This is a genomic window from Rhizobium sp. FG96 (assembly GCF_057808655.1).
Map to the genome: position 1 here is coordinate 188,027 of NZ_JBMDIL010000014.1, position 25,430 is coordinate 213,456.

Here is a 25,430-nt window from a genome sequence, read left to right on the forward strand (position 1 = left end):
GGTTCAATCAGGTGCGAGCGGCAGCGGCGACCAGTGCCGCAGCGGCTTTTCCGGCGGTCTCGATATAGGATGGATCGCGGCGCAGAAGCACGGTGGCGAAGCCGCCATCGAGCAGCAGCATGACCTGCCGCGCCAAGGTTCTACTGTCGCTTACTCCATCGGCTTCGAAGGTCTCCGCGAGCCAGTCCTCCACGCGCTGCTTATGGGCGATACCGGCCTTCACCGCGGGATGGCCGGGCATATCGGCAAGCTCGGCGGCGGTGCGCAGGAAGCCGCAGCCCTTCCATTTCGGATGGCGCGCGGCTTTCGCCAGCTCGTCGAAGATCGCCTTGACCTTCTCCTCAACGCCGCCCTCTGCCGCAGCATACCATTTCTGGAACAGCGCGAGGTTCGGCTGATCGCGGCCTTCGAGATAGGCGGTGATCAGGTCGTCCTTGCTGTCGAAGTGGTAATAGAGCGTCCGTTTTGTGGCACCGGCCTTCTCGGCGACGGCATCGACGCTGACGGCGCGGATGCCCTGCTCGTAGAAGAGCTTTGCGGCGGCATTGACGATACGGTCACGGGTGCTTTCTGTCGGCTGTTTCATGAAGGCAAAGTATACCGACTAGTGAGTGTTACCAAGAGCGCTGTGAGCCTATGGATCAGCTCCTCGGAGATGGTGGAGCGAGCGGCGATGGATAGCGGGAGCCAGATGGGCATTGCAGGGCAGCGTATCGATATCGGATGCCGCGATGGCATTGTCCTCGGCGGTCACCTCTGGAATACGGTTGGCCCGTGCCATGGCACCGTGATCATCAACCCGGCGACCGGCGTGCTCGCCAGCTACTATCACCGCTATGCGCGATTTCTCTCCGCTCATGGCTTTCAGGCGCTGACCTATGACTATCGCGGCATCGGTCTGTCGCGCCCGGCGCGGCTGCGCGGCTGCGGCTATCGCTGGCGCGATTGGGGAGCTCTCGATTTCGAGGCGGCGCTCACCTTTGCGCGGGAACACGATCCGCTGCTGCCGGTCGCTGTCGTCGGCCACAGCATCGGCGGCTTCCTGCCGGGATTTGCGGAGAGTGCTCCCGGCATTGACCGCATGCTGACGGTCGGCGCGCAATATGGCTATTGGGGCGATTACGCCAGATCGCAGCGCCGCTCGCTGTTCTGGAAATGGCATGCCACCATGCCCGCTCTGACCGCGGTATTCGGCTACTTCCCGGGAAGGCGCATCGGGTGGCTGGAGGATCTTCCGGCCGGTGTCGCCAATGAATGGAGTTTTCGCGGGGCGCGGATGGAGCATAGCTATCCGGCCCCTGAGCGGGAGGAGATCATTGCCCGCTTCGCTGCGGTACAAGCACCCATTCTGGCGATCGGCATGTCCGACGATCCGGTCGGCACGCCGGCCGCGATCAGCCGCGGGCTCAGCTATTACAGGAATGCGGATGCGAGACAGGTGACGATCACGCCGGGCGATCTCGGGCTTGAGGCTGTCGGCCATTTCAGCCTGTTCCATCAACGGCATGCGAGCAGCTTCTGGCTGGATACGCTTCTGTGGCTGCGCGACGGGATCAATCCCTGGCCGCAGCGGCTCTGCCGCGCTCCCGCCTTTGGAGGGACACAACTTCGCCTTTGAATAAAAACCGGTCTTTAAGGTTTACCAGTTAGTAATCTCTCGAAACGAGAGGTTCTGTTTTGCGTATCCGTACACTTCTCGCCCTGGTGCTGCTGGCGCTCGTTGCCGGCTGCGCAACGGCACCCCGTCAGACCCGGAATATCTGCGCGGTCTTCGACCAGCGCGACGGCATTTTCACCAGCTGGCAGCGTTCCGCCGAGAAGGCTGAAGCCAAGTATGGTATCCCGGTGCCGATCCTGATGGCGACGATGTATGTCGAATCCGGCTTCCAGCCCTATGCCCGCCCGCCGCGCACGAAACTCTTCGGCTTCATTCCCTGGACGCGCCAGTCGACCGCCTATGGCTATTCGCAGGCGCTGAACGGCACCTGGGATCACTACCAGTCCGCCACAGGCAACTGGGCCAGCCGCCGCACCAACTTTGCCGATGCCATCGACTTCATCGGCTGGTATCACTCCGAAAACAGCAAGGCGACCGGCATTGCGCCCAACGACGCCTACAGCCTCTACCTCGCCTATTATTCCGGCCCGACCGGCTACCGCCGCGGCGACTGGCGCTCGAACGGTCAGCTGCAGAAGACGGCACAAAAATTCGCGACCATGGCGGCGAACTATCAGCAGCAGTTGCAGGGATGTAATTGAGACTTCCTTCTCCCCTCGGGGGAGAGGAGTTACCCGCGCAGGTTTCCGAACCTGACGGAGTAGATGCGGTCGCGACCCAGGAGATGGGCGACAAGCGATGCGTGATCGAAGAGCCCCTTCATCGCCTTGTGGCCAAGGTCGAGCCCACCGCTCATGACGCCGAAGGCGGGCATCAGCAGCCGGGCGCCGTCGGTGGCGAAGCAGGGGCGGCGGATCGATTTTTCGCGGCGACGGACGGTGGCGGCCGGATGAAGATGGCCGGCGATTTCGCCCTGCTGCAATCCACCCTTCGGCTCATGCCGGAAGGTGAGGCCGGCATAGTGGATCTCGTCGGCGCAGATGCCGGGCAGATCCACGGTCCCGTCAGGGTCATGATTGCCGTTGATCCAGATCCATTCGCGGCCACGCGCCATGTCGGCGATCAGCGTCCGGAAAATATCCGGCAGGTGCTCGGAACCGACGCGATCATGGAAATTATCGCCGAGCGAGACGACGATCTTCGGGTCGTAGCGGGTGATGACGGCGGAGAGGACCGTGAGCGTCGCCAGCGTATCGTAGGGCGGCAGCATCATGCCGCGGCGGGCGAAGGCGGCGCCTTTCTCCAGGTGGAGATCGGAGACGACGAGCGCGCCTGTGTCGGGCAGGTAGAGAGCGCCGAGCGGATCGCAAACGGCGGCGACGCCATTGACCGACGTTTCCACGCCGGGCATCGGGACCAGTCCGTTGAGTTCGCGCGCCAGCGCCAGGCGGTTCATTGCGGTCTTCTATCCTAAATCTTCAGCTCATCGCCTCGGCGATGAGGTCGTCTGCCGCTTCGGCCAGCAGTGCGTCATGGGCTTCGCCTGGCACCGCCTCCTTGCCGATCTCGAGCATGACAGGCACGGCGAGCGGCGAAATATGGTCCAGCGCACGATGCGTGATGTGACCCTTGATTCGTCTCAGCATATCGCCAAGGCGTGAAATATCCAAAAGCCCGGTGCCCGCATCCTGCCGCGTCGCCTGCAGCAGGATGTGATCCGGCTCGTGGCTGCGCAGCACGTCGTAGATCAGATCGGCCGAGACGGTGACCTGCCTTCCGGTCTTTTCCTTGCCCGGATGACGGCGCTCGATCAGGCCTGCAATCACGGCGCAATTGCGGAAGGTGCGCTTCAAAAGGAAGGATTCGTCGAGCCAGGCTTCGAGATCGTCGCCGAGCATGTCCTCGTCGAAAAGGTCGGCGAGACTGAGGCGGCCGCTACGGATCATCTCGCCCAGATCCTCCAGGCCCCAGATGCCGAGCGAATAATCGGTGCAGACGAAGCCGAGCGGTTTGGCGCCTGCGCGCTCCAAGCGCCGGGTCAAGAGCATGCCGAGTGTCTGGTGTGCCAGCCGGCCCTCGAAGGGATAGGCGACCATGTAGCAGCGGCTGCCGCGCGGGAAGGTCTCGATCAGCAGTTCGTCGCGCTTCGGCAGCATCGACTTGTCCTTCTGGATCGATAGCCAATCACGCACCTGATCCGGCAGATCGTCCCAGCGATCGGGATCGGCGATCATCGAGCGGACCTGATCGGCGAGATAGGTCGAGAGCGGGAATTTGCCGCCGGCGTAAGAGGGGATCTTGGGATCGAGCGAGAAGGCCTGCGAGGCCAGCGCCTCGTTCTCGCGGATACCCTCGAAACGCAGCACCTTGCCGGAGAAGATGAAGGTATCGCCGGGCGACAGCTGCTCGAAGAAATACTCCTCCATCTTGCCGAGCACCGCGCCGCCGCGGCCGATGCGCCCGCCCTCGCCGCGCTTGACCATCTTGAGATTCAGCATCGGGCTCTCGACGATGGTGCCGAGATTGAGGCGGTATTGCTGGGCGACCTGCGGATTGGACACGCGCCAGAGACCATCCTTGTTTCTGCGAATGCGGGCGTAACGCTCATAGGTGCGCAGCGCATAGCCGCCAGTGGCGACGAAATCGACGATCCGTTCGAAGGTTTCCCAGGATAGAGACGCATAGGGAGAGGCGCTGGCGACCTCGTCATAGAGCTGCAGCATGTCGAAGGGTGCTGCGCAAGCCATCCCGAGCACATGCTGGGCGAGCACATCCAGCGCGCCCTGCCCGACCGGCGGCGTATCCTGCGCGCCGATATAATTGGCGTCGAGTGCTGCCTGACACTCCATCACCTCGAAGCGGTTGGCCGGGACGAGGATCGCCTTGGAGGGTTCGTCCATACGGTGATTTGCGCGGCCGATGCGCTGCGCCAAACGCGAGGCGCCTTTGGGGGCACCGACATGGATGACGAGATCGACGTCGCCCCAGTCGATGCCGAGATCGAGCGTCGAGGTGGCGACGACGGCGCGCAGCTTGTTGGCCGCCATCGCCGCTTCCACCTTGCGCCGCTGGCTGACGTCGAGCGAACCGTGGTGCAGCGCGATCGGCAGGTTATCGTCGTTGATCGTCCAGAGCTCCTGGAAGAGCATCTCGGCCTGCGAGCGGGTGTTGACGAAGAGCAGCGTCGTCTGGTGGTCGAGGAGCTGCCTGTAGACATCGGGGATCGCATATTTGGCGGAATGGCCGGACCAAGGAATTCGCTCTTCCGTCCTCAGGATCGAGATCTCCGGCTTGGCACCCCCATCGACAGTGACCAGATCGGCATAATGTTCCCGTCCCTCTTCCTGCGCGACCAGCCATTTCTGCAGGTCCATCGGCTCGGCGACGGTCGCCGACAGGCCGATCGTCTGCAGGTTTGGCGCCAGCCTGCGTAGCCGGGCGATGCCGAGCGACAGCATGTGGCCGCGCTTGGACGTGACGAGCGAGTGAAGCTCATCGAGCACCACGTATTTCAGGTCCTTGAAGAAGCGTTCGGCCTCGCCATTCGCAAGTAGCAGCGCCACCTGCTCGGGCGTCGTCAGCAGGATATCGGGCGGATTGAGCTTCTGGCGCTGGCGCTTGGCATTCGGCGTGTCGCCGGTGCGGTTCTCGATGGTGACAGGCAGGCCCATCTCTTCTACGGGCTTGGTCAGGTTGCGCTCGATATCGACGGCGAGTGCCTTCAGCGGTGAGACGTAGAGCGTATGGATGCCGGTGAAGGCCGAGCCCGTCGGGATCTTGCCGCGGCGGGTGAGATCGGTGAGTGCCGGCAGGAAGCCGGCGAGCGTCTTGCCGGCACCAGTGGGCGCAATCAGCAGCGTGCTTTCGCCGGCCTCGGCGCGGGCCAGCAATTCCAGCTGATGCGCGCGCGGCCGCCAGCCCTTTTCCGCAAACCAGCGGATGAAGGGGGCAGGCAGGGCGATGCTGGTTTCGGCGTCGACGTGATCCACGCCATAAAGGTAGTGAAATCAGACCGAAAGAGAAGGGCATCGCCTCACATGGCGATGTAGCGGTCCTTGCGGTGATTGATGGCGAGCGTGAGATTCAGGACCACGGCGCCAAGCACCGAGCAGGCGATGATGAAGGGGCTCGCGACAAAGAACGACAGCGCAAGAATGACGCCATCGAAGCCGAGCTGCACCAGACCGGCCCGCCAGCCAAAGCGCTCCTGGATATAGAGCGCCAGAATGCCGACACCGCCAAGGCTGGCGCGATGGCGAAACAGCGCCAGCATGCCCGCTCCGATGACCAGCCCGCCAAACAGCGCACCGGCGATCGGATCGACATGCGATAGGCTGATGAAGCGCGGCACGATTTCCGACAGTGCGGAAGTGAGCGCGATGGCGGCAAAAGTCTTGACGGTGAAAGCCGGGCCAAGGCGGCGGAAGGCGAGATAGTAGAAAGGCAGATTGACCGCGAAGAAGCAGAGGCCGAAGCTCCAGCCGGTGGCGTAGTGCAACAGAAATGCCATGCCTGCCGTGCCGCCCGTCAGAAGGCCGGCGCCCGAGAGCAGCGAGACGCCGAGCACCGCCAGCATGCTGCCGGCGACCAGTCCCTGGGCATCATCGAAGAGCGAGTGGCGATCCGCCGAAGAGTTCAGGGCGCCTGCGAAAGCAGTCCGAGCGGCCATTATTTTCCCCTCTGAGTTTTCGTTCTTTCTATCCTGGCGCCGCTGCTTGGCAAGATGATTTCGGGGGTGGGATCACATGCGGCCTTTTATCCATTCCAGCGGCCTGCATTTTCGCCGCATTCCGGGAGCCGCCTGACGGTCAACGCAGATGAGAGACATCGATGCCGACACGCCGCGCGATCCTCGCCACGATGGGCGCCCTCGCCCTTTTTCCCCGGACCTCGAATGCAGCGCCCGCTGCTGCCGCCAGCCTGGCGCTCTGGCCGGGCACTCCCCCTGAAGGCGGCGGCCCCTCCGGTGATGTCGAGGAAAATGCCAAGGGCGCGATCAGCAATATCGCGGTGCCCAAGATCGACATCTACCAGCCGACCTCGCCGAACGGCATGGCGGTTCTGATTGCTGCCGGTGGCGGCTACAAGCGCATTGAGATGCGCAACGAGGCGCTGCCAGCCGCCCGCTGGCTGAATGCGCGCGGCATCACCGCCTTCGTGCTCTCCTACCGGCTGCCGGATGAGGGCTGGGCGGCCGGTCCGCTTGCACCATTGCAGGATGCGCAGCGGGCGTTGCGACTCATCCAGGCCAATGCCGGAAAGTTCAAGATCGATCCCGAGCGGCTGGGCGTCCTGGGCTTTTCGGCGGGTGGGCATCTCCTCGGTATGGCAGCGGCGCGGTCGGCCTTCGCGTCCTATCCGGCGATCGACGATGCCGATGCGCTCCCGGCGCGGCCCGCCTTCGCGGCCCTCGTCTATCCCGTCATCACCCTGAAGCCGCCCTATGACCATACGTCGACGCGCAAAGTGCTGATCGGCAGCCACCCGAGCCCTGCCCTCAGTTCCGAATGGTCAGTCGAAGACCATGTCAAAGCCCGCTGCCCGCCGGTGTTTCTAGCCCAAGCGGAAGACGACCCGGTTTCCGATCCGCAGAACACGCTGATCATGCAGGCGGCCTGCGATCACGCGCATGTACCTGTCGAGCTGCACCGGCTGGCCGATGGCGGACATGGGTTCGGTATGGGCAAGCCCGGCACCGCCTCGATGCAATGGCCCGGCTTTTTCGCAAGCTGGCTCGACAAGCAGCCACTGTCTCCCGGCTGAAAATCGGTACGTTTCAAAAGCCGCTTGACTCCTGCGTTAATCATGGATATTTTTTATCCACGATTTGAGGAGATGGTTTCGATGAAACTCAGCGACGGTGTCGAGCAGGCTATTCACTGCGTGGCGGTTCTCGCCGGCTTGTCCGCCGATGGCGTGCTTTCGGCGGCAGCCCTTGCGGAATTTCACGGTGTCTCGACCAGCTATCTGCTGAAGCATATGCAGGCGCTGTCGGGCGCCGGTCTGGTCAAGACCGTGCCCGGGCCAAAGGGCGGGTACCGGCTGGCGAAGGAACCGGGCGAGATTTCGCTGCTCGACATCGTGCTCGCCGTCGAAGGCCCGGCACCCGCCTTCCGCTGCAGCGAAATCCGCCAGCGCGGGCCGAACCCGCTGCCGCAGCGCTATTTCACCAAGCCGTGCCAGGTGACGGCGGCGATGCTGAAGGCCGAGCGCGCCTACAGGGCCGAGCTCGCCAAGACGAAGATTGCAGACATTCTGGCGGACCTTTCCGCCGATGACGACGGAGGCATTGCCGCCCGCGGCTGCGCCTTCATGGAATTGCACGAACGCAAATCAGCGGCTCGCTGAGCCTCAACCCCCAAGGAGAATGACGATGCAACCCCGTTTCAATTTCGCCAAAGCCTCGCAGGATGCCTACAAGGCCGTCGTTGCCCTCGAGCAGTATGTGCAGACATCGGGCCTTGAGCGCCGCTTCATCCACCTGATCAAGCTGCGGGCATCGCAGATCAACGGCTGCGCCTATTGCGTCGACATGCATGTGAAGGAAGCGCGTCACGACGGTCTCTCCGAACAGTGGATCAACCTGATGTGCGTCTGGCGTGAATCGCCGGTTTACGACGCCAAGGAACGGGCGCTGCTGGGCTGGGTCGATGCGGTCACGAACATCGCGTCGACGGGTGCCCCGGATGCGGATTTCGAAACGCTGAAGGCGCATTTCAACGAAGAAGAGATGACCAAGATCACGGTTGCCATCGGCACGATCAACGTCTGGAACCGTCTTGCCGTGAGCTTCCGGGCACAGCACCCGATCGACCAGCCGGCAAAGGCCGCCTGAGCCTGCGAGCCCCTCTCTCCAAACGGGGAGAGGGGTTCATTCATCAATTCGTCTTGGGTGCGGTCTGGACCCGCCGTTCGGCGGAAGGATCGACGCCATTGAAGAGCTGGCGGAGGGTCTGGGAGATTTCCTCGGCTGAGGCACCCTTCGCGTATTCTTCCTTCATGCGGCGTCTGACAAGCTTTTCCAGTTCTGACATATCGTCACCTCATCATTTCCGGCGCGAGATGAGTTTCGCGCTGCAGCATCGATGAGGCAAGTTACGATTTGTTCACGCGCGCTCACAGCGCGATGTAGCGATCGGCGCGATGGTTGATCGTCAGAAAGAGATTGAGCACGACGGCGCCCAGCACCGAGTAAAAAACAACCGGCGGCGTGGTGACGAAGAAGGCGGCGGCAAGCACGCACATATCGACCGCGAGCTGTACGAGGCCGGCACGAATGCCGAAGCGCTCCTGCATGTAGATGCCGAGAATGCCGACGCCGCCAAGGCTGGCGCGGTGGCGATAGAGCGCCAGAAGACCGAAGCCGAGCAGCAGACCACCGAGAAGAGCGGCCCAGGCCGGATGGATCGTGGCAATCGCCATGACCTTCGGCTGCAGGCTCGTCAGTGCCGAGGTGAGGCCGATGGCGATGAAGGTCTTGATCGTGAAGGCGACGCCGAGCCGCTTCCAGGAGAGATAGAAGAACGGCAGGTTCAGGACGAAGAAGGCCAGGCCGAAATTGATGCCGAAGGCATAATGCAGCAGGAAGGCGATACCGGCGGTGCTGCCGGTGAGCAGGCCGGCGCTGGCGAGCACATAGAGGCCGAGAGCCGAAATGAGCGCACCAGAGAAGATGCCCTGCACGTCCTCGACCGGGGTATGGCGGGTGGCGGTGGTGTTCCAGAAACCGAGGGCACTGATGAGCTGGGTCATGTCGCTAATCTCCAAACGGCAGACAAGTTCAAGAGCGCCGGAGACAATCCCGCGCGACGGATTTTCAATGATGAGAGGGCCGAGGCGTTTCTGCTGATCGCGGCGCTTGTCGGCTATGGGCTGAATTATCAGGCTTTTCGCAGGTGCGAGCAAGCGAAATATGTAAGCAATGCTGACCTATTTCAAAATCGCAACAAAGATGCGCTCAGCCATTTCGCCGCGTAAGGAAAAGAATGCCGGAAACCGGTTTGCCGCCATCTTTGCGAATGGTGGTTTTCTCGATTTTCAGGACATCGAAGCCGTAGCGGGCGCAGAGAATGCGCACATAGGCTTCGGAGTGGGCGTAGCGCAGCGACGGCGCCAGATGGAAGCCATCGCCCTCGCCGGCATCCTCGACCGAGAAGGCAAAGTCCGCGCCTGAGGCTGCAAGTCGGTCGGCGATCAGGAAGACGCTTTCGAGATTGCCGAGATACATGAGCACATCGGCAGCAGTGACGAGATCGGCACGGCTCTCGGGTTCGCCCGAAAAGATGCCGGAGGCTTCCGGCTCCAGCGACAGGTCGGCCTGCGCCAGAAGCGCATAGACGTGCTTCTCCTCGGCCTTGGCCAGCATGTTCTGCGACAGGTCATAGCCTTCCAGCCTTTCGACCTGAGCCTTGATCTCAGGCCCGAGCAGGCCGGTGCCGCAGCCGAGATCGACGGCGAGCGTATAGTGCCTGCCGGTGGAAGTGACGAGGGCGGCAAGCTTCTGCGGCACGGAATAGTCGAGCTTCTCGACCAGCGAGGTCTCGAAGCGGCCGGCATAATCATCGAAGAGCCGCTCGACATAGCGGCTCGGCGGCTGGTCCGGGGTTTCGGTTTCGCCGAGCAGCGCGAGCTTCAGCGTTGCACCGAAGATATCATCGGGGTCGAGCGCCAGGGTTTTCCGGTAGGCTTCGGCAGCCTGAGTGCGGTGGCCGGCCTTCTCATGGTAGGTCGCCAGCCGGTACCAGCCGGCGGCCCAGCCGGGTGTGAGCTCCAACGCCTGCTCCATCAGCTCGGCAGCCGCATCCGGCTCGCCGCACTCATCGAGCATCTTAGCGTAATCGGCGCGGCGGTTGGCGATGACGTCGCCTGAAGTGAGCTGGCTCTGCTGCATGGTTGGACCTGTTGAATGCCCGCGCATTTGGCTGCGGCCACAAAAAAACTCAAGTCCTATTTCAGAGGCGGAGCCGTCGGCTCTGGAAAAGGCTTGCGGGCAGCGATTCGCGACCGTATCTCAGAGCAAACAGGAGATGTGAATGTCCGATCAGGTGAACAAGTTTCTCGGCGACTCGCTCGGCCGCACATTGGTGAAGCTCTTGGTGGTTTCGCTGATCGTCGGTTTCGTGATGACGATCTTCGGCTGGACGCCCTATGAGATCGTCTACGGCATTCGCGATTTCATCCGGGAAATCTGGTACCGCGGCTTCTCGGCTCTCGGCCGCGTCGGCGATTACCTGCTGCTGGGCGCCACGATCGTCATCCCGATCTTCGTCATCATCCGTCTCTTCAATTACCGCCGCTGAACATGACCTTCACAATCGTTTCCCGGCGCGGCTTGCTGCGTCTTTCCGGTCTGGCGCTCGTCGCGGGCGTCGCAAGCTGCACCACCACACCGAAAATGTCGTCGACCCCATCTGACGGCCAGGACGAGACGGCGGCGGCCCTGCCCCTCGTCAACCAGCTGCGTGCCAAGAACGGCCTGCCGCCGCTCAGCATCGATCCGGCAGCGAGCGCGGCTGCGATCTTCCAGGCAAAGCGCATGGCAAGCGCCGGCAAGATGGCGCATCTGATGGGCATGACAGACAGCTTTGGCGCCCGCGTGAAGGCGAGCGGCGTGCAGCTGCCCGCAGCCGAGAATATCGGCGTCGGCCAGAAGTCGGTCGACGGTATCGTCCAGGCCTGGATCAACTCGCCGCATCATCTGGAAAACATGCTCGGCCGCTACAGCGGCGTCGGCGTTGCCGTCGCGCATAATCCATCTTCCAACAACTGGCCCTATTGGGCCATGGTGCTCTCGAACTGAGGCGATTCTGCCTCCTGACCCGAGGCAGGCATGAGCGCTACCAGCGAACGCAATCTATTGGCATTTGACGTAACCCACCGGCTGGTGCTGTCGATCGCCATTCCGATGACGCTCGGCTTCATGACGACGCCGCTGCTTGGCCTCGTCGATACCGGCGTCGTCGGTCATATGGGCCAGCCGGATGCGCTGGCGGGTCTGGCGATCGGCGCCATGCTGTTCGACCTGATCCTCGGCAGCTTCAACTTTCTCCGCGCCTCGACAACCGGCCTGACGGCGCAGGCGCTCGGGCGCCACGATCTCCGCGAGCAGCAGGGCGTTTTCTGGCGGGCCTTCATCTCGGCGATCGCCTGCGGTCTTGCGCTGCTCTGTCTTTCGCCGCTGCTTCTCATTGCCGGGCTGAAGCTGATGGGGCCGGAAGCGGGCGTGGCGCAGGCGACCAGCACCTATTTCTCGATCCGCATTCTCGCAGCGCCCGCAGCCCTTGCCAACTATGCCATTCTCGGCTTCGTGCTGGGCCGTGGCCAGGGCACCATCGGTCTGGCGCTGCAGATCCTGATCAATGGCATCAATATCGTGCTCGCCATCTATCTTGGCCTGGAGCTCGACTGGGGCGTGGCCGGCGTTGCCTGGGGCACGATGGTCGGCGAAAGCGTCGGTGCGCTGGCCGGTCTCGCGATCGTGCTGCGCAGCTTCAAGGTAGGCGACCGGCCACAGCGCGCCGAGATCTTCTCGCGCCACCGCCTCTCAGAGCTCTTTGCGCTCAACCGCGACATCCTGATCCGCACCTTCGTGCTGATCGGCTCCTTTGCGATCATGACTCGGATCGGCACCAGTTTCGGCGCCGTGACGCTTGCCGCCAATGCGGTGCTGATGAACTTCTTCCTGCTGTCCGGCTACTATCTCGATGGCCTTGCCAATGCTGCCGAGCAGATCACCGGGCGGGCGATCGGCGCTGCGCACCGCCCGGCTTTCGACCGCGGGCTGAAGCTGACGGCGATCTGGTCCTTCGGCCTTGCCGCCGCCGTCTCGGCCTTCTTCTTTGCCGCAGGTCCCTGGCTGATCTCAGTGCTGACGACCTCGGAAGACGTTCGCGCCGCCGCCAATACCTACATGCCCTGGGCGGCGATCACCGGCCTGACCGGGGCGCTCGCCTTCCTGATGGACGGCGTCTTCATTGGCGCCACGTGGTCGTCAGACATGCGCAACCGGATGCTGATGTCCTTTGCCGGATATCTGGCGGCGCTCGCGGTCTTCGTGCCGCTCTTTGGAAATCACGGCCTGTGGCTGGCGATGAACGCCTTCCTGCTGTTCCGCGGCATCTTCCTGGCGATGCTGGTGAAGCCGCGGGCCGATCAGACCTTCGCAGCCGCCCAGTAATCCGTCCTGGTGTCGCGGAGTTCGCGGATCGACGAGACTTTCTCGCGGTCGAGGAGCTTCGACAGGCCGCGGACGATATCGCCCGGCAGGCCCGGTCCTTCATAGACCATGCAGGAATAAAGCTGCACGAGATCGGCGCCGGCCTTGATCTTCTCCAGCGCCGTTTCGGCCGATGACACGCCGCCGACGCCGATGATCGGCAATGCCGGACCGACGCGCTTGCGCATGCGGGCGAGAACCGCCGTCGACTTGGCAAAGAGCGGCGCGCCGGAAAGGCCGCCCGCTTCCTTCGCCTGACGCTGATCCTTAAGACCATCGCGCGCCAGCGTGGTGTTGGAGACGATCAGGCCGTCAAGCGCATGAGACAGCACTTCGGCAGCGATATCATCCATGCCCTCTTCCGTCAGATCGGGCGCGATCTTCAGGAAGACCGGGATCTTGCGCCCGGCCTTGGCGGCTTCTTCATCGCGAGCGGCGAGGACTGCCGAGAGCAATGCGGCGAGGCTTTCGCGCGCCTGCAGATCGCGCAGGCCGGGCGTGTTCGGCGAGGAGATATTGGCGGTGAAATAGCGGGCGACGGAATAGAAGCGGCGGATGCCGGTGACGTAATCGCCGATACGGTCCTCGCTGTCCTTGTTGGCACCGATATTGACGCCGATGATGCCATCGCCGCGGATCGGCGCGAGGCGCTGGAATGCGGCCTCATGGCCCTCGTTGTTGAAGCCCAGGCGGTTGATGACGGCGTTGTCCTCGACGAGCCGGAAGATGCGCGGGCGCGGATTGCCGGATTGCGGCTTGGGGGTGACTGTGCCGATTTCGGTGAAACCGAAGCCGAGCCGCAGCAGCGCTTCCGGCACTTCGGCATTCTTGTCGTAGCCGGCAGCCATGCCGAGCGGATTGGCGAAGGTGAGGCCGGCGACGGTCTGCGCCAGACGCGGATCGGCAGGGATGCGGCAGGCCGGCGCCAGGCCGGATTTCAGACCGGCGATCGACATGCCATGCGCGGTTTCCGGATCGAAGAGGAAGAGGCCTTTGCGCGTTGCCTGCTTGAAAAGGTCCATCATCAGATAAGCTCCGGAAAGATATGATTGCCTGCCTCGTCGAGCAGCAGCGGCTTTTCCCAGATGACGGCCGAAAGCGGCAGCTCGCCATAGAGATGCGGGAAGAGATCGCCACCACGCGAGGGTTCGAAGATCAGCTTGTCGCCGAGCTTTGCCGTATCGGCCGCAATCAGCATCAGGCCCGCCTGACCGGCGAAATAGAGCGCCGCCGTCTGGCGCGCCTGGGCTGCGGTCGAGAGATGGATGAAGCCGTCGTTGAGATCGATCCCGGCGCCGCGGAAGACGCCGTTCTGGCGTGCCTGCTGCCAGAGGGTTTCCGTCACGATCTTGTAAACCGCCGGTGTCACGGTCATGATGGCCTCACGAATGGCTGATCCTGGTTGCCAGCGCTTTGCCGCAAAGAGACGGCGATGTCCACGGCCCGCAGGCGAAAAACGACAGCCGCACCGAAAATCCGGAGGATGATCAGATGAAAACGATCGCAATCGGACTTGCCACCCTGCTTTTCCCCGCCACGCTGCTTGCCGCCGAACCCGATACGGCGCGTTTCCAGCTCGAACGCAGCGGCGATCATTTCGTGCGCCTCGACAAGCAGACCGGCGCCATGTCGCTCTGCGAGGAGAAAGACGGATCGCTGGTCTGCCGCATGGCCGCCGATGAGCGCGCCGCCTACGAGGACGAACTCGACCGTCTCTCGGACCGGGTCAGCGCGCTCGAGAACAAGAGCATCGTCAACAAGGCGCTGCCTTCGGATGCCGAAATCGACCGCTCGATCAGCATCATGGAGAAGATGATGAAGAGCTTCATGGGCGTGGTGAAGCAATTCCAGGAGGATGAAAAGACAGCGCCTCTTCCGCAGAAGACCTGATTTGATATAGTCATAGAAGGATGGAGACATGTGTGGCGGGCGCCGCCGCATATGGAAGGACAGGATCGAGCTCTTGGGAGGGAGTGATCGATGCAGGAACAGACGATCATCATTGCCGATGACCACCCGCTTTTTCGGGATGCGCTTCGCCAGGCCGTGTCAGGGATGGAAGGCGAACAGAGCATTATCGAAGCCGGTGATTTCAGCGCGGCCCGGGCCGCCGCCAGCGATCATTCCGATGCCGATCTGATGCTGCTCGACCTCGCCATGCCGGGTGTCAGCGGTTTCTCCGGGCTGATGTCGCTGCGCTCGGAATATGCCAGCCTGCCGATCGTCATCATCTCCGCCACCGACGACGCGACGACCATCCGCCGGGCGCTGGAACTCGGCGCCTCGGGCTTCATCTCGAAATCCTCGGGGATCGACGACATTCGCCGCAGCATCCAGACGGTGCTGGCCGGTGATATTGCAACGCCCGAGAACTACCGGGACGGTCAGGAGCAGGACCCCGACGTTGCCGACCTTATCCACCGCCTGCACACGCTGACGCCGCAGCAGAGCCGCGTTCTGACCATGCTTGGCGAGGGGCTGCTCAACAAGCAGATCGCCTATGAACTCGGCGTCTCCGAAGCGACGATCAAGGCGCATGTTTCGGCCATCCTGTTGAAGCTCAATGTCGACAGCCGCACACAGGCGGTAATCCAGCTCGGCAAGATCAACATGGCGATGGTCGCCTGACCCAAAACAGGATTTTATTCCTCTATCCTCTTTACTATGCGTGAGCTTGGCGTTAATCTTTGCGCCGACTGGAGAGTAGCGCTCAGCGCGCAGGATCACGCACGATGCTGTCACACGAGCAGATTTGGGGAGCGATCGACAGGCTTGCCGAGCGGCACGACCTGACGCCGTCAGGTCTTGCGCGGCGCGCCGGCCTCGACCCCACCTCCTTCAACAAATCCAAACGTCTTTCGGCTGACGGCAGGCTGCGCTGGCCATCGACGGAATCGATCGCCAAGGTGCTCGATGCGACCGGCGCGACAATGGAGCAGTTCCTGACCTTCATGCGCCCGGCGACGAGCTTCTCCGGACTTCCGGATGGATCGTTCCCGGCGCAGGGCAGCTCCATTCCCCTTCTCGGCTTTGCGCAGGCGGGCGCCGGCGGCTTTTTCGACGATGGCGGCTTTCCGGCTGGCCAGGGCTGGGATGTCGTCGAGTTTCCCGCCGCCCCCTCGCAAAAGGCCGGCGTCTATGCGCTCGAGGTCCAGGGGGACAGCATGATGCCGCTCTACCGGGACGGCGACGTGCTGATCGTCGAGCCCGGCGCGCAGGTGCGCCGCAACGACCGCGTTGTCGTCAAGACACGCGAGGGCGAGGTGATGGCGAAGGTGCTGTTGCGCCAGAGCCCGCGCTCCATCGAATTGATGTCGCTCAATCCCGAGCATCCGAACCGGACGATCGAGCTTTCCGATGTCGACTGGATAGCCCGCATCATCTGGGCCAGCCAATAGGAAAATCTTCCATGAAGCCTGCGGCACTTCTGACAGCTGTTGCGGGTATCGCCATCGTCATGGGCATGCTGATGGCCGGGCGCGACCGGTTTTCGGGGCCGGATGCATCGGCTGTCGCCAGCGAAGCGGCCCCGCCTGACGCAGGCAGCGCCGACGCTCCTCCGCCGCCAACCACCGATCCGCAGGCCAGCATGAACGCCCGGCCGGTCGACGATGCAAGCCAGTTTTATCCGGCACAGGTGGAAGGCAAGCCGCTGGAGCGTGTTGCACCGCCGGAGCCCGAAAAGCCGAAGCCGGAACCGAAGAAAGATGCCGTCCTGCCGCGGCCGGTTGCCGAGAATGCGGGCGTGCTTGCCTTCGGCGACCGCAAGCTCGCGCTATCAGGCGTCATCGCCACACCCAACGACAAGACCTGCAAGGATGCGGATGGCAGCGAATGGCCATGCGGCATGCTGGCCAAGACGAATTTCCGGCTGTTCCTGCGGCTGCGCTCGGTCACCTGCGATCTCGACGACGCCAACTGGTCGGGCACGGCAACGGCGAGCTGCAAGATCGGCACGCAGGATCTCTCCGCATGGCTGGTCGAAAACGGCTGGGCGGAGGCGGCTGCCGGATCGGCGCTTGCGGAAGCCGGCGAGAAGGCCAGGACGGAGAAGAAAGGTATCTTCGGCGACGACCCGCGCAAGGGCGCGCCCGTGGCGCCGCCGCCCGATCCGCCTGCAGACAATCCTCTCGATCCGATCTGACAATCCCTTGTAATGCCTGAGGGCAATTCCTAAACTTCGGAAGAACAGAGGGAATGACCGAAATGAACAAGCCGCTTTCCGCCCACGATGCCCTGATCTACGTGATGGTGATGGCCTCGGCCGTCGACAGCACGATGAACGACCGCGAGATGGAGCGTATCGGCCAGCTGATCGGCTTCCTGCCTGTGTTCCGCGATTTCGACGACGAGAAACTGATCCCGATCGCCCGCGATTGCGCCTCGCTGCTCTCCGGGCCGGAAGGGCTCGATGTGGTGCTGGAGACCGTCAAGGATACGCTTCCGGCGAAGCTTTACGACACCGCTTATGCGCTCGCCGTGGAAGTGGCCTCGGCTGATCTTTCGGTCAAGGCGGAAGAACTGCGCCTGCTCAGCCTGCTCCGCGACCGGCTCGGGCTCGACAAGCTGACCTGCGCCGCAATCGAGCGCAGCGCCATCGCCCGCTTCCGCAAGGGCTAATACAAACCGTTCGGGAAATAGCGCAGGTAGATCTCCTGCAGGCGGCCGTTGCGTGACAACGCTGCCAACGCATGGTCGAGCGCCGCCGTGAGGATCGCATCGTTCCGGCGCAGCATGATGGTCATCCCCTCGCCCAGGAACTGTTCCGACGGGTATGGTCCGTCGAAGAGCGAGCAGCATTTCGCAGAGGCCTGGGACGATACCCAGAAGGATAGCTGCAGCGCATCGGCAAAGGCGGCATCGGTCTTGCCATCCTTCAGAGCCGTCAGCAGCGCTTCCTTGTTATCAAAGGGGACAGACTTGATCGCTGGGAAGTAGGCGGCGAGCATGGCTTCGTGCACCGTTCCCTTGACGACGCCGACCTGCTTTCCAGCGAGCGCCGCGGCGCTATTGCCCTTGATATCGGCCTTGTCGTTGCGGGCGAAACGGGCGGGAAGCATCAGATAGGGCCGCGAGAAGGTAAACCGGCTGCGCAGCTCCGGCGAGACAGCGAGCCCGGCAATGACGGCGTCCCCTTGCGAGGCCGCCAACGCTTCCGTCATATCGGCGAAAGGCAGCGCCTGGATCTCGCATTTGGCGGCAATCTCCAGCTCATTGCAGATCTCGCGGGCCAGATCGACATTGAAGCCGGCAAGCTTGCCGTTCTGATCGGTAAAGTTGAACGGTGGAAAATCGACCGAGGTCAGAAAGCGCAGTCGCACCAGAGCCGAGAGATCCGGCTTGGCAAGGCGTTCGCGCGAGTCGAACAGCAGAGGCAACGCGGCAGACGGCTGCTGTGCACCGGCACTCAACGGCGAAAACACAACCAGCGACAGCAGAAAGGTGAAGAATCCCTTAAAAGCTAGGGATGCAATTGAGGATTGTGTCATTACTATCCAGCCTCGGGTTAGGGGCAGGGCGTCGCCGCTTCGGTGACGGTGTATCAGAGTCATGCGTATCGTGGAATATGCGCCCGGCGGTGCCATCAATGGCGCACGGGAAAACCATGGCAGCAATACCCAGACTATCTCCGCCGCGGCGGAGGACGATGACCTGTTCCGCACGGAAGCGCGCGTTCTTCTGGAGCTCGGCATCGGCAAGCCGATGATCGCCGAGGCAGTGGCGCTTGCACGCGCCAACGGCACCTCGATCGAGGAACAGCTGCTGGCATCCGGCTGGCTTCTGCCGGAAAACTACTATGCCGGACTGGCGCGCATGCTCCGCCTGGACTTCGTCGAGACGCTGGATCCCGATCTCATCTACGATATCGACAATCTGGACAGCCAGCTGCTCGATCCCAAGATGCTCAAGCTCCATCACATGCCGCAAAGCATGAACGTGATCGTGCCGCAGGCGCGGCAGATCCCGGCATTGCAGGCACGGCTCGCAGCGCGGCCGGACCTTCGCCCACACATGCAGGTGACGACGCCTTCAGAGGTGCGCCGGGCGGTCTGGGCGCGCGGCGCCCAAAGGCGCGTCGCGCAGAGCGTCAACACGCTGTTCGATCGCGAGCCTGACATGAGTGCGCGCATCGTTTTGCTCGGGAAACAGGGATTTGTAGCAGGCGTCGCGGTGACCACACTTGCAGCCGGCATATTGGCGAGCGCTGATGTCCTCCTTCTCCTCCACCTCGTCGTGTCGCTGTTCTATCTCGCGGCCATGGCGATCCGATTTCTGGCGCTGGCAAAGCCGGCGCCGCAGGTCAACTTGCGCGCAGAGGAGAATGGACCGCTGCCGGTCTACACCGTGATGGTCGGCCTCTACCGGGAGGCTGCGGTCGCGGAGCAGCTGGCCGCCTGTCTCAAGCGGCTGAATTGGCCGGTATCGAAGCTCGATATCAAGCTCGTCTGCGAGGCCGACGACCGCGAGACGATCGCAGCTCTCAAGGCCCAGGATCTCGGCCCGCATTTCGAGATCGTCGAGGTGCCGCCCGCCCGTCCGCGCACCAAGCCGAAGGCACTGAACTACGCTCTGACGTCCGCCCGCGGAAAATACCTGGCTGTCTACGACGCAGAGGACAGGCCGCATCCCGACCAGCTGCGCGAGGCGTACGCCACCTTCCTCAAATCGGACGATGATATCGTCTGCCTGCAGGCACCGCTCGTGATCGCCAATGCGCGCGACTCCTGGATCTCCGCCGCCTTCGCGCTCGAATATTCGGCACTGTTTCGCATGTTGCTGCCGGTGCTTGCCATGCTGCGGCTGCCGATGCCCCTCGGCGGCACCTCGAACCATTTCAAGACCACGGTTCTGAAAGAGGCTGGGGGCTGGGATCCGCACAATGTCACCGAGGACGCAGATCTCGGCATGAGGCTCTATCGCCGCGGTTATCGTTGCGGCGTTCTCAGCAGCCATACGCTGGAGGATGCGCCATCCACCGCCAAGACCTGGATTCATCAGCGGACCCGCTGGTTTAAAGGCTGGTTGCAAACCTGGCTGGTGCTGATGCGCGATCCGGCCCAGCTGCTGCGCGAAATGGGGGCCTCAGGTTTCGTCGTCTTCCAGCTTTTGATCGCCGGAATGCTGCTATCTGCGCTCGCTCACCCCTGGATGCTGCTCTTCATCGGCAGTACGATCACCGACCTCGTCCAGCAGGATATGGTCACGGATCCCGCGCATGTGGTGTTGCTTGTCATCGACAGCTGCAACGTGATCGCCAGCTATATCCTCTTCATCCTGCTCGGCCGCAAGCGCATGACGCTGTGGGAAAGGCGCGCGCTTCGCCTCCGCTGGCTGGCTTTGCCGCTTTATTGGATGATGCTGTCCGTGGCCGCCTGGCGCGCCGTCTGGCAGCTTCGCAGCAACCCCTTCTTCTGGGAAAAGACGCCGCACGCGCCGAGCCGCAAACCGGCATAGATGGCAATCATGCGATTTTCGATTTCGTAGCGGCAAGCATCTCTTTTCTGTGGTTTGCCGCGCGCCGTTAGGGGCGCATTAAGCAATCTGGATTCTTATCAGCCGCGACGACACCGGCCCCCACACCGTCTGCATGATGCGCGCTCGTCTGACCTTTTCAGGGTATTTCGGAATGCCGCAAGAACGCAGCAGATTACAGCTGAGTTTCAAACATTGATTTCAATCTCTCGCCGCGCGCCAGCAACAAGCCGCAGCGAATGCAACGGGCTTTTTCCATGCTCAAACATCTGAAAATCCGGACAAAAATCCTCTCCGTCATCGCGCTTCTCGGGGTGATCACGATTGCCGGCGTGGGTTACATCATCACCGAATTCCGTCGGGCGGACGCCAATTACAGCGCCTTCATCGACCATGAAGCACTCGCCGCCATGCAGGGCTCGCGCGCCAGCGCCTCGCTGGTGTCCTCCGTGCTGCAGACCTCGACGCTTGCCAATATGAAGCCCGATACTCCGGCCTTCAAATCGGCGCTCTCCACCCCGAGCAAGATCCCGCAGGCGCGTGATCGCCTGCAGCAGGCGGCGGACCTCGTTCCCGCTCGCAAGGAAGCGATCGGTGAGCTCTTGAAAAGCATCGACGAGATGGAAGCGCTTTCGGCAAAGGTCGTCGAGGCGGGCAAGGCCGGTGACATGGGTGCCGCACAGCTGGCCTCCGCCATGATGGTCGCAAAGCTCAACGCGCTGACGCCGAAGATGACGGCCAATAACGATGCGATGATGTCGATGCTGAACGATGGCGGCGACGCGCTCTCGGTCACCGTCAACCAGCGCATCAATATCTGCCTTGCGATCATCGCCGCTGCGATCGCCGCAGCCATCGCGCTCGGCGTGTACATGGCGCAGATCGGCATCACCGCGCCGATGATGCGGCTGCGCGAACGGATGACCTCCCTTGCCGAAGGCCAGACCGATGCCGATGTACCCGGTCTCGACCGCAGCGACGAAGTCGGCCAGATGGCGGCTGCCGTCGCCGTCTTCCGCGACAACGCCGTCGAACGCCGCCAGATCGAGGCGCGCGCCGAGAGCGAACGCAATCTCAGCGACAGCGAACGCCGCCAGCGCGAAGCGGAAAAGATCCGCGAAGCCAACGAGCTTGCCCGCACCGTCGACGAGCTGGCCAACGGCCTGAAGCGCCTCGCCTCCGGCGACCTCGTCTCGCAGATCGATCAGGCCTTCCCTGAGCACCTCGAAGGTCTGCGCGCCGACTTCAACAATTCCGTCGGCCGCCTGAACCAGACGATGAATGCCGTTGGCGCCAATGCCCGCGCGATCGGCGCCGGTGCCAACGAGATCCGCTCTTCGGCCGACGAGCTGTCGCGCCGCACCGAGCAGCAGGCGGCCTCCGTCGAGGAGACCGCTGCCGCCCTCGAGCAGATCACCACGACGGTCAGAGACGCGGCCCGCCGCGCCCAGGAGGCGAGCCAGCTCGTCACCCGCATGCGGGGCGGGGCCGAAAAGTCCGGTGAGATCGTCCAGAAGGCGGTCAATGCAATGCAGCAGATCGAGCAGTCGTCAGTCGAGATCGGCAACATCATCGGCGTCATCGACGACATTGCCTTCCAGACCAACCTTCTTGCCCTGAACGCCGGCGTCGAAGCCGCACGTGCCGGTGAAGCCGGCAAGGGCTTTGCGGTCGTCGCCCAGGAAGTGCGTGAGCTCGCCCAGCGCTCGGCCAATGCCGCCAAGGAGATCAAGTCGCTGATCACCAATTCCGGCACGCACGTGCAGACGGGCGTGGCGCTCGTCGGCGAGACCGGCAAGGCGCTCGATGCGATCGTCCACGAGGTGCAGGAGATCAACCAGCACGTCCACGCGATCGCCGAAGCCGCCCGCGAACAGTCGACCGGACTGCAGGAGATCAATACGGCCGTCAACACGATGGACCAGGGCACGCAGCAGAATGCCGCCATGGTGGAGGAAAGCACGGCCGCCAGCCACAGCCTGGCAACCGAGGCGGCCTCGCTCAACAACCTGCTCTCCGAGTTCCGCCTGACCGGCACCGGCGGCTTCGCCGCGGCAGCCCCGGCATCGGCAACCACCCGTCCGATCGCCTCGCGCCCCGCGCCGATCCGGCCGGCGACACCTGCCGCCAAACCCCGCCCGGCCTCAATCCGCGTCGCCAACTCTGCCACCGCAAGACCGGCCGCCTCGCCTGCCCGCGCGCTCGGCCAAAAGCTGATGAGCGCCTTCAGCGGCGGCAGCACCGCCAGCGAGAGCAAGGAAGCGGACTGGACGGAGTTCTGATCGGCTGAGCCCTGAGTTGCACTCACGACTTATCTCATGGTGAGACATTTAAGAATGTTCTTCAAACTCATGAAAAAATCAATAAAGCGCCTTAAAATTTGTTTAAGAATTAGGGCTCCAGCAATTATGTGTCCGCGGTTTGTCCGACCGGAGGAACTTGTCCGGCATCGGCGCCTTGAATCAGCGGCATTCAGCTACCGGATTTTGGCGACAAACTTTGCGCAATGAGCTTTATATATCCCGACAATTGCGAGACGTCGGTAAGGCTTGAAGGGTGAAAGCCTCTGCGGCCCTCGCGGGAGAATTGGCTGCGCTTGCTAGCCATCGCGAAGCTTAGGCGTTAAATACGTAAGGGATTTCTTGGCACTGGTCAGAGGGTTATAGGTGAGTAAAAAGCGGACGAAGGCAATGGGATTGAGTCGAGAAGACAACTTTCAAGTCCTTAGGCGCGTTTTTTCGGAAAACGTGCGGCAGCATATAGCAGGCTATATCTCAGCTGGCATTTGCCTCGCAACCGTTGCACTGACAACAGCTTATGTCGCTTACATAATGAAATCATTCATCGATCAAGCGTTTACTGACCGAGACGCTAAGAGTGTCTTCTTAATATGCATATCGATTTTTGTAGCCTTTTCACTTCGAGGTTTCGCAAGCTATGGCCAAGCCGTTGCGCTATCCAAGATCAGCAATAACATAATAGCCTCGTATCAGAGCCGCGTCTCAGAACATCTAATGAAGTTGTCAGTTGATTATTTCAACATTAGGCGCTCATCACAAATAGTTGCTCAAATCAATCAAAATATTTCGGGAGTACGCGACGTTCTCAACTTAACAATCACTTCTTTAGTTCGAGATGCCTTATCGTTGATCTCACTGATCGGCGTTATGATATATCAAGATTACCTTCTAAGCATTATTGCTCTCATATTTGCACCCCCATTACTTTTAGGATTGCGTCATATTTCGCGTCAGTTGAGAATTGCCAACGCGGAGGGAATAAGGCTTTCAGGCAGGGTTTTTGCATCCTTTCAGGAAACAGTGCAGGGCATCGCAATTGTGAAAGCGTTCACGATGGAACCTCAGCTAGTCCATAAACTGGATGAAATAATAGTAGCATCCGAGCAGCGCTCAAACCAGATCGTGAGGCTTTCAGAGCGAAATGGACCGATGGTCGAAACTTTCGCCGGCGCTGCGGTTGCAAGTGTAATTGGATATGCAGCTTACAGATCAATCTATCTGAATGTTCCTCCGGGTGCATTTTTCTCATTCATTACCGCGTTGCTGATGGCATACGATCCTGCTCGTCGTCTCACCAAGGTACAGGTTCAGATGCAGCGAGCTGCCAACAATGCTAAGATGCTTTACGATCTTCTAGACACTGTTCCCAATCAACCTGACGCACCGACAGCAACCGCTTTGGCCATTCGCGATGGCAGGGTGGAGTTTCGTTCCGTCGATTTCGGGTATGGAAGTTCACCGGTGCTTCATAATATCTCGCTTGTAGCAGAGGGTGGTCGTACAACCGCACTCGTTGGGCCATCTGGAGCGGGAAAATCAACAATTGCGTCTTTGCTCCTTCGGCTCTTCGATGCAAATCAAGGAGATATACTGATCGACGAGCAAAAAATTACTGATATTACCAAGGAATCGTTACGCCGAAGCTTTGCCTATGTGTCGCAGCAACCACAACTTTTCGAAGGCACTATCGGAGAAAATATCCGGCTTGGCCGACCCGATGCCACGAAAGCCGAAATTGTGGAAGCTGCTAAACTTGCTTTCGCTCACGACTTCATTGCCGAACTACCCTTAGGGTATAATACACCGTTGGGTGAAAATGGAATGAGCCTTTCAGGTGGACAGCGGCAACGACTATCAATCGCAAGAGCGATCCTCCGAAATGCTCCAATCTTGCTTTTAGACGAAGCCACTTCGGCGCTTGATACGCAATCAGAAGCAACCGTTCAGAGGGCGTTGGACGCAGCCATGAGCGGACGAACTGTGATCGTCATTGCCCACAGACTTACTACCGTCATGAATGCCGACAAGATTATCGTGATGAATGAAGGACGGATAGTAGAGGAGGGTGATCACAACTCACTCTTAGAAATCGAGAACGGCTTATATTCTCGATTGCACGAACTTCATAGCTTTTCCCACTAATTGTAGTGTGCGAACACCAAGAAGCTCGCGAATACTAGTCATAGATCAAGGCGAGACAACCAGGCGGCTGAACTTTTCTCTACGGTGTGATCAGCCGCCTCAGGCACAACGACAATTTGCTTGAGGATGGTTGCCTGCTGAACGAGGTCATCTTCATTTATGCGCCGGCGAGCACCAGCATCGCCACTCGCTCGTCCCAGTAAGTTGCACGGCTATAGCTCTGCGAACAGTTGACCCGTCTAGGTGGGTAAGCTGGGCCTCTATAGCCTCGGAGGATACCACTCGCGGAAGATCGAAATCCACGTGCAGCATGTTCATCGGCACCGATTCCCATTCGACGCAGTGCCGAGTTCATCGAGTTTTCGGACAGCAGCTTTTTTGCCGGACATCATCGAGGAAAAACGTATGTGCCGCCGCCAAACAGCTCGTTCATGTATCCGATAATTTCGAGTGCTTGGCGCGCTAGCGGAACATGATGCTCGCGACACATTTTTGCTTTGGCCGCAGGTAAGATCCAAATAGCGTTTTTAGATCCAGTTCAGACCACTCCATTGACCGAGTCTCTCCGGGCCGGGCGAAGCAGAGCGCCTGAATCTTAACGCTGCCACGAGTGATGGTTGCCCCTCGTAGCCATGGACCGCACGCGTGACGCCGCCTAGCTCGCTGCGTGTTGTTAAGGCAGGATGGTGGAGTGCTCCCCGTTTCACCGGACAGGTCGGCTAGATTGATTTAGCCCTGATGA

Annotated in this window: 26 protein-coding genes; 16 read left to right on the forward strand and 10 right to left on the reverse strand. The window is 61.5% G+C overall.

The genetic code is table 11. From position 1 onward, the window contains the following. Positions 1–7: 7 nt before the first annotated feature. Positions 8–586: a TetR/AcrR family transcriptional regulator gene (locus tag ACODR6_RS25285; RefSeq protein WP_489025060.1), complete on the reverse strand. Its 579-nt coding sequence runs from the start codon at positions 584–586 to the stop codon at positions 8–10. Positions 587–673: 87 nt separating this feature from the next. Here ACODR6_RS25285 and ACODR6_RS25290 point away from each other — a divergent pair, with 87 nt between their 5' ends. Together ACODR6_RS25290 and ACODR6_RS25295 are read left to right on the forward strand one after the other, a co-directional pair. Next, entirely contained in the window at positions 674–1,618 is a 945-nt protein-coding gene (locus ACODR6_RS25290; RefSeq protein WP_489025061.1) for an alpha/beta hydrolase family protein, read from the forward strand. 59 nt (positions 1,619–1,677) lie between these two features. After that, positions 1,678–2,259 carry a transglycosylase SLT domain-containing protein gene (locus ACODR6_RS25295; RefSeq protein ID WP_112713478.1) on the forward strand — a complete coding sequence of 194 codons (582 nt, stop codon included), beginning with the start codon at positions 1,678–1,680 and terminating at the stop codon, positions 2,257–2,259. Positions 2,260–2,288: 29 nt separating this feature from the next. On the opposite strand, the gene pdeM is transcribed toward ACODR6_RS25295, so the two are convergent. From pdeM to ACODR6_RS25310, 3 genes are read right to left on the reverse strand one after another with little or no spacing between them, the layout of a single operon-like run. Continuing rightward, positions 2,289–3,014 (reverse strand): ligase-associated DNA damage response endonuclease PdeM, encoded by a 726-nt coding sequence (gene pdeM / locus ACODR6_RS25300; RefSeq protein ID WP_199626138.1) that lies wholly within the window; start codon positions 3,012–3,014, stop codon positions 2,289–2,291. A 22-nt stretch (positions 3,015–3,036) separates the two neighbouring features. Beyond that, complete coding sequence (locus ACODR6_RS25305; protein WP_489025063.1) at positions 3,037–5,547, reverse strand: ligase-associated DNA damage response DEXH box helicase; 2,511 nt, start codon at positions 5,545–5,547, stop codon at positions 3,037–3,039. Between the two features lie 44 nt (positions 5,548–5,591). After that, positions 5,592–6,227, reverse strand: coding sequence for a YitT family protein (locus tag ACODR6_RS25310; RefSeq protein WP_489025064.1), 636 nt, complete (start codon positions 6,225–6,227; stop codon positions 5,592–5,594). Between the two features lie 161 nt (positions 6,228–6,388). Here ACODR6_RS25310 and ACODR6_RS25315 point away from each other — a divergent pair, with 161 nt between their 5' ends. From ACODR6_RS25315 to ACODR6_RS25325, 3 genes are all read left to right on the forward strand, one after another. Continuing rightward, on the forward strand, positions 6,389–7,321 hold the full coding sequence (locus ACODR6_RS25315; protein WP_489025066.1) for an alpha/beta hydrolase: 933 nt from the start codon (positions 6,389–6,391) through the stop codon (positions 7,319–7,321). A gap of 81 nt (positions 7,322–7,402) precedes the next feature. Next, on the forward strand, positions 7,403–7,906 hold the full coding sequence (locus tag ACODR6_RS25320; RefSeq protein ID WP_112714362.1) for an Rrf2 family transcriptional regulator: 504 nt from the start codon (positions 7,403–7,405) through the stop codon (positions 7,904–7,906). Between the two features lie 25 nt (positions 7,907–7,931). Continuing rightward, positions 7,932–8,393: a carboxymuconolactone decarboxylase family protein gene (locus ACODR6_RS25325; RefSeq protein ID WP_025555278.1), complete on the forward strand. Its 462-nt coding sequence runs from the start codon at positions 7,932–7,934 to the stop codon at positions 8,391–8,393. 43 nt (positions 8,394–8,436) lie between these two features. Here ACODR6_RS25325 and ACODR6_RS25330 read toward each other — a convergent pair whose 3' ends face one another. The 3 genes from ACODR6_RS25330 to ACODR6_RS25340 form a co-directional block, all read right to left on the reverse strand. Then, positions 8,437–8,592, reverse strand: a complete 156-nt coding sequence (locus ACODR6_RS25330; RefSeq protein WP_489025068.1) for a hypothetical protein — start codon at positions 8,590–8,592, stop codon at positions 8,437–8,439. A gap of 82 nt (positions 8,593–8,674) precedes the next feature. Continuing rightward, complete coding sequence (locus tag ACODR6_RS25335; RefSeq protein ID WP_413710935.1) at positions 8,675–9,310, reverse strand: YitT family protein; 636 nt, start codon at positions 9,308–9,310, stop codon at positions 8,675–8,677. Positions 9,311–9,515: 205 nt separating this feature from the next. Next, positions 9,516–10,448: a class I SAM-dependent DNA methyltransferase gene (locus ACODR6_RS25340; RefSeq protein WP_489025070.1), complete on the reverse strand. Its 933-nt coding sequence runs from the start codon at positions 10,446–10,448 to the stop codon at positions 9,516–9,518. A gap of 142 nt (positions 10,449–10,590) precedes the next feature. Here ACODR6_RS25340 and ACODR6_RS25345 point away from each other — a divergent pair, with 142 nt between their 5' ends. The 3 genes from ACODR6_RS25345 to ACODR6_RS25355 are packed head-to-tail and all read left to right on the forward strand — an operon-like array spanning position 10,591 to position 12,734. Continuing rightward, a complete protein-coding gene (locus ACODR6_RS25345) occupies positions 10,591–10,857 on the forward strand; it encodes a DUF6460 domain-containing protein (protein WP_025555281.1) in 267 nt (88 codons plus the stop codon). A gap of 2 nt (positions 10,858–10,859) precedes the next feature. Beyond that, a complete protein-coding gene (locus ACODR6_RS25350) occupies positions 10,860–11,357 on the forward strand; it encodes a CAP domain-containing protein (RefSeq protein WP_130279118.1) in 498 nt (165 codons plus the stop codon). Positions 11,358–11,387: 30 nt separating this feature from the next. Next, positions 11,388–12,734, forward strand: coding sequence for an MATE family efflux transporter (locus ACODR6_RS25355; RefSeq protein WP_489025072.1), 1,347 nt, complete (start codon positions 11,388–11,390; stop codon positions 12,732–12,734). Here ACODR6_RS25355 and ACODR6_RS25360 read toward each other — a convergent pair. Both ACODR6_RS25360 and ACODR6_RS25365 read right to left on the reverse strand, forming a co-directional pair. After that, complete coding sequence (locus ACODR6_RS25360) at positions 12,710–13,798, reverse strand: quinone-dependent dihydroorotate dehydrogenase (RefSeq protein WP_489025074.1); 1,089 nt, start codon at positions 13,796–13,798, stop codon at positions 12,710–12,712. The two genes, ACODR6_RS25355 and ACODR6_RS25360, sit on opposite strands and share 25 nt — an antisense overlap. Continuing rightward, positions 13,798–14,148, reverse strand: a complete 351-nt coding sequence (locus ACODR6_RS25365) for a DUF952 domain-containing protein (RefSeq protein WP_489025076.1) — start codon at positions 14,146–14,148, stop codon at positions 13,798–13,800. The genes ACODR6_RS25360 and ACODR6_RS25365 overlap by 1 nt, the downstream gene beginning before the upstream one ends. A gap of 116 nt (positions 14,149–14,264) precedes the next feature. On the opposite strand from ACODR6_RS25365, the gene ACODR6_RS25370 reads away from it, so the two are divergent. The 5 genes from ACODR6_RS25370 to ACODR6_RS25390 all read left to right on the forward strand — a co-directional run bounded on the left by ACODR6_RS25370 (position 14,265) and on the right by ACODR6_RS25390 (position 17,393). Then, a complete protein-coding gene (locus tag ACODR6_RS25370) occupies positions 14,265–14,663 on the forward strand; it encodes a hypothetical protein (RefSeq protein WP_449098416.1) in 399 nt (132 codons plus the stop codon). Between the two features lie 90 nt (positions 14,664–14,753). Further along, complete coding sequence (locus ACODR6_RS25375) at positions 14,754–15,401, forward strand: response regulator (protein WP_203429637.1); 648 nt, start codon at positions 14,754–14,756, stop codon at positions 15,399–15,401. Between the two features lie 104 nt (positions 15,402–15,505). Beyond that, on the forward strand, positions 15,506–16,171 hold the full coding sequence (locus tag ACODR6_RS25380; protein ID WP_112713502.1) for a S24 family peptidase: 666 nt from the start codon (positions 15,506–15,508) through the stop codon (positions 16,169–16,171). Positions 16,172–16,182: 11 nt separating this feature from the next. Further along, positions 16,183–16,917: a thermonuclease family protein gene (locus ACODR6_RS25385; RefSeq protein WP_489025079.1), complete on the forward strand. Its 735-nt coding sequence runs from the start codon at positions 16,183–16,185 to the stop codon at positions 16,915–16,917. A gap of 62 nt (positions 16,918–16,979) precedes the next feature. Further along, positions 16,980–17,393, forward strand: a complete 414-nt coding sequence (locus ACODR6_RS25390; RefSeq protein ID WP_112714368.1) for a tellurite resistance TerB family protein — start codon at positions 16,980–16,982, stop codon at positions 17,391–17,393. Here the strand turns inward: ACODR6_RS25390 and ACODR6_RS25395 are convergent. Continuing rightward, entirely contained in the window at positions 17,390–18,262 is an 873-nt protein-coding gene (locus ACODR6_RS25395; protein ID WP_199626768.1) for a transporter substrate-binding domain-containing protein, read from the reverse strand. The genes ACODR6_RS25390 and ACODR6_RS25395 overlap by 4 nt on opposite strands. A gap of 61 nt (positions 18,263–18,323) precedes the next feature. On the opposite strand from ACODR6_RS25395, the gene ACODR6_RS25400 reads away from it, so the two are divergent. The 3 genes from ACODR6_RS25400 to ACODR6_RS25410 all read left to right on the forward strand — a co-directional run bounded on the left by ACODR6_RS25400 (position 18,324) and on the right by ACODR6_RS25410 (position 24,688). Next, on the forward strand, positions 18,324–20,228 hold the full coding sequence (locus ACODR6_RS25400) for a glycosyltransferase family 2 protein (RefSeq protein ID WP_489025081.1): 1,905 nt from the start codon (positions 18,324–18,326) through the stop codon (positions 20,226–20,228). Positions 20,229–20,503: 275 nt separating this feature from the next. Beyond that, complete coding sequence (locus tag ACODR6_RS25405; RefSeq protein ID WP_489025083.1) at positions 20,504–22,528, forward strand: methyl-accepting chemotaxis protein; 2,025 nt, start codon at positions 20,504–20,506, stop codon at positions 22,526–22,528. Positions 22,529–22,912: 384 nt separating this feature from the next. Then, positions 22,913–24,688, forward strand: coding sequence for an ABC transporter ATP-binding protein (locus ACODR6_RS25410; protein WP_489025085.1), 1,776 nt, complete (start codon positions 22,913–22,915; stop codon positions 24,686–24,688). Positions 24,689–25,430 lie beyond the last annotated feature (742 nt).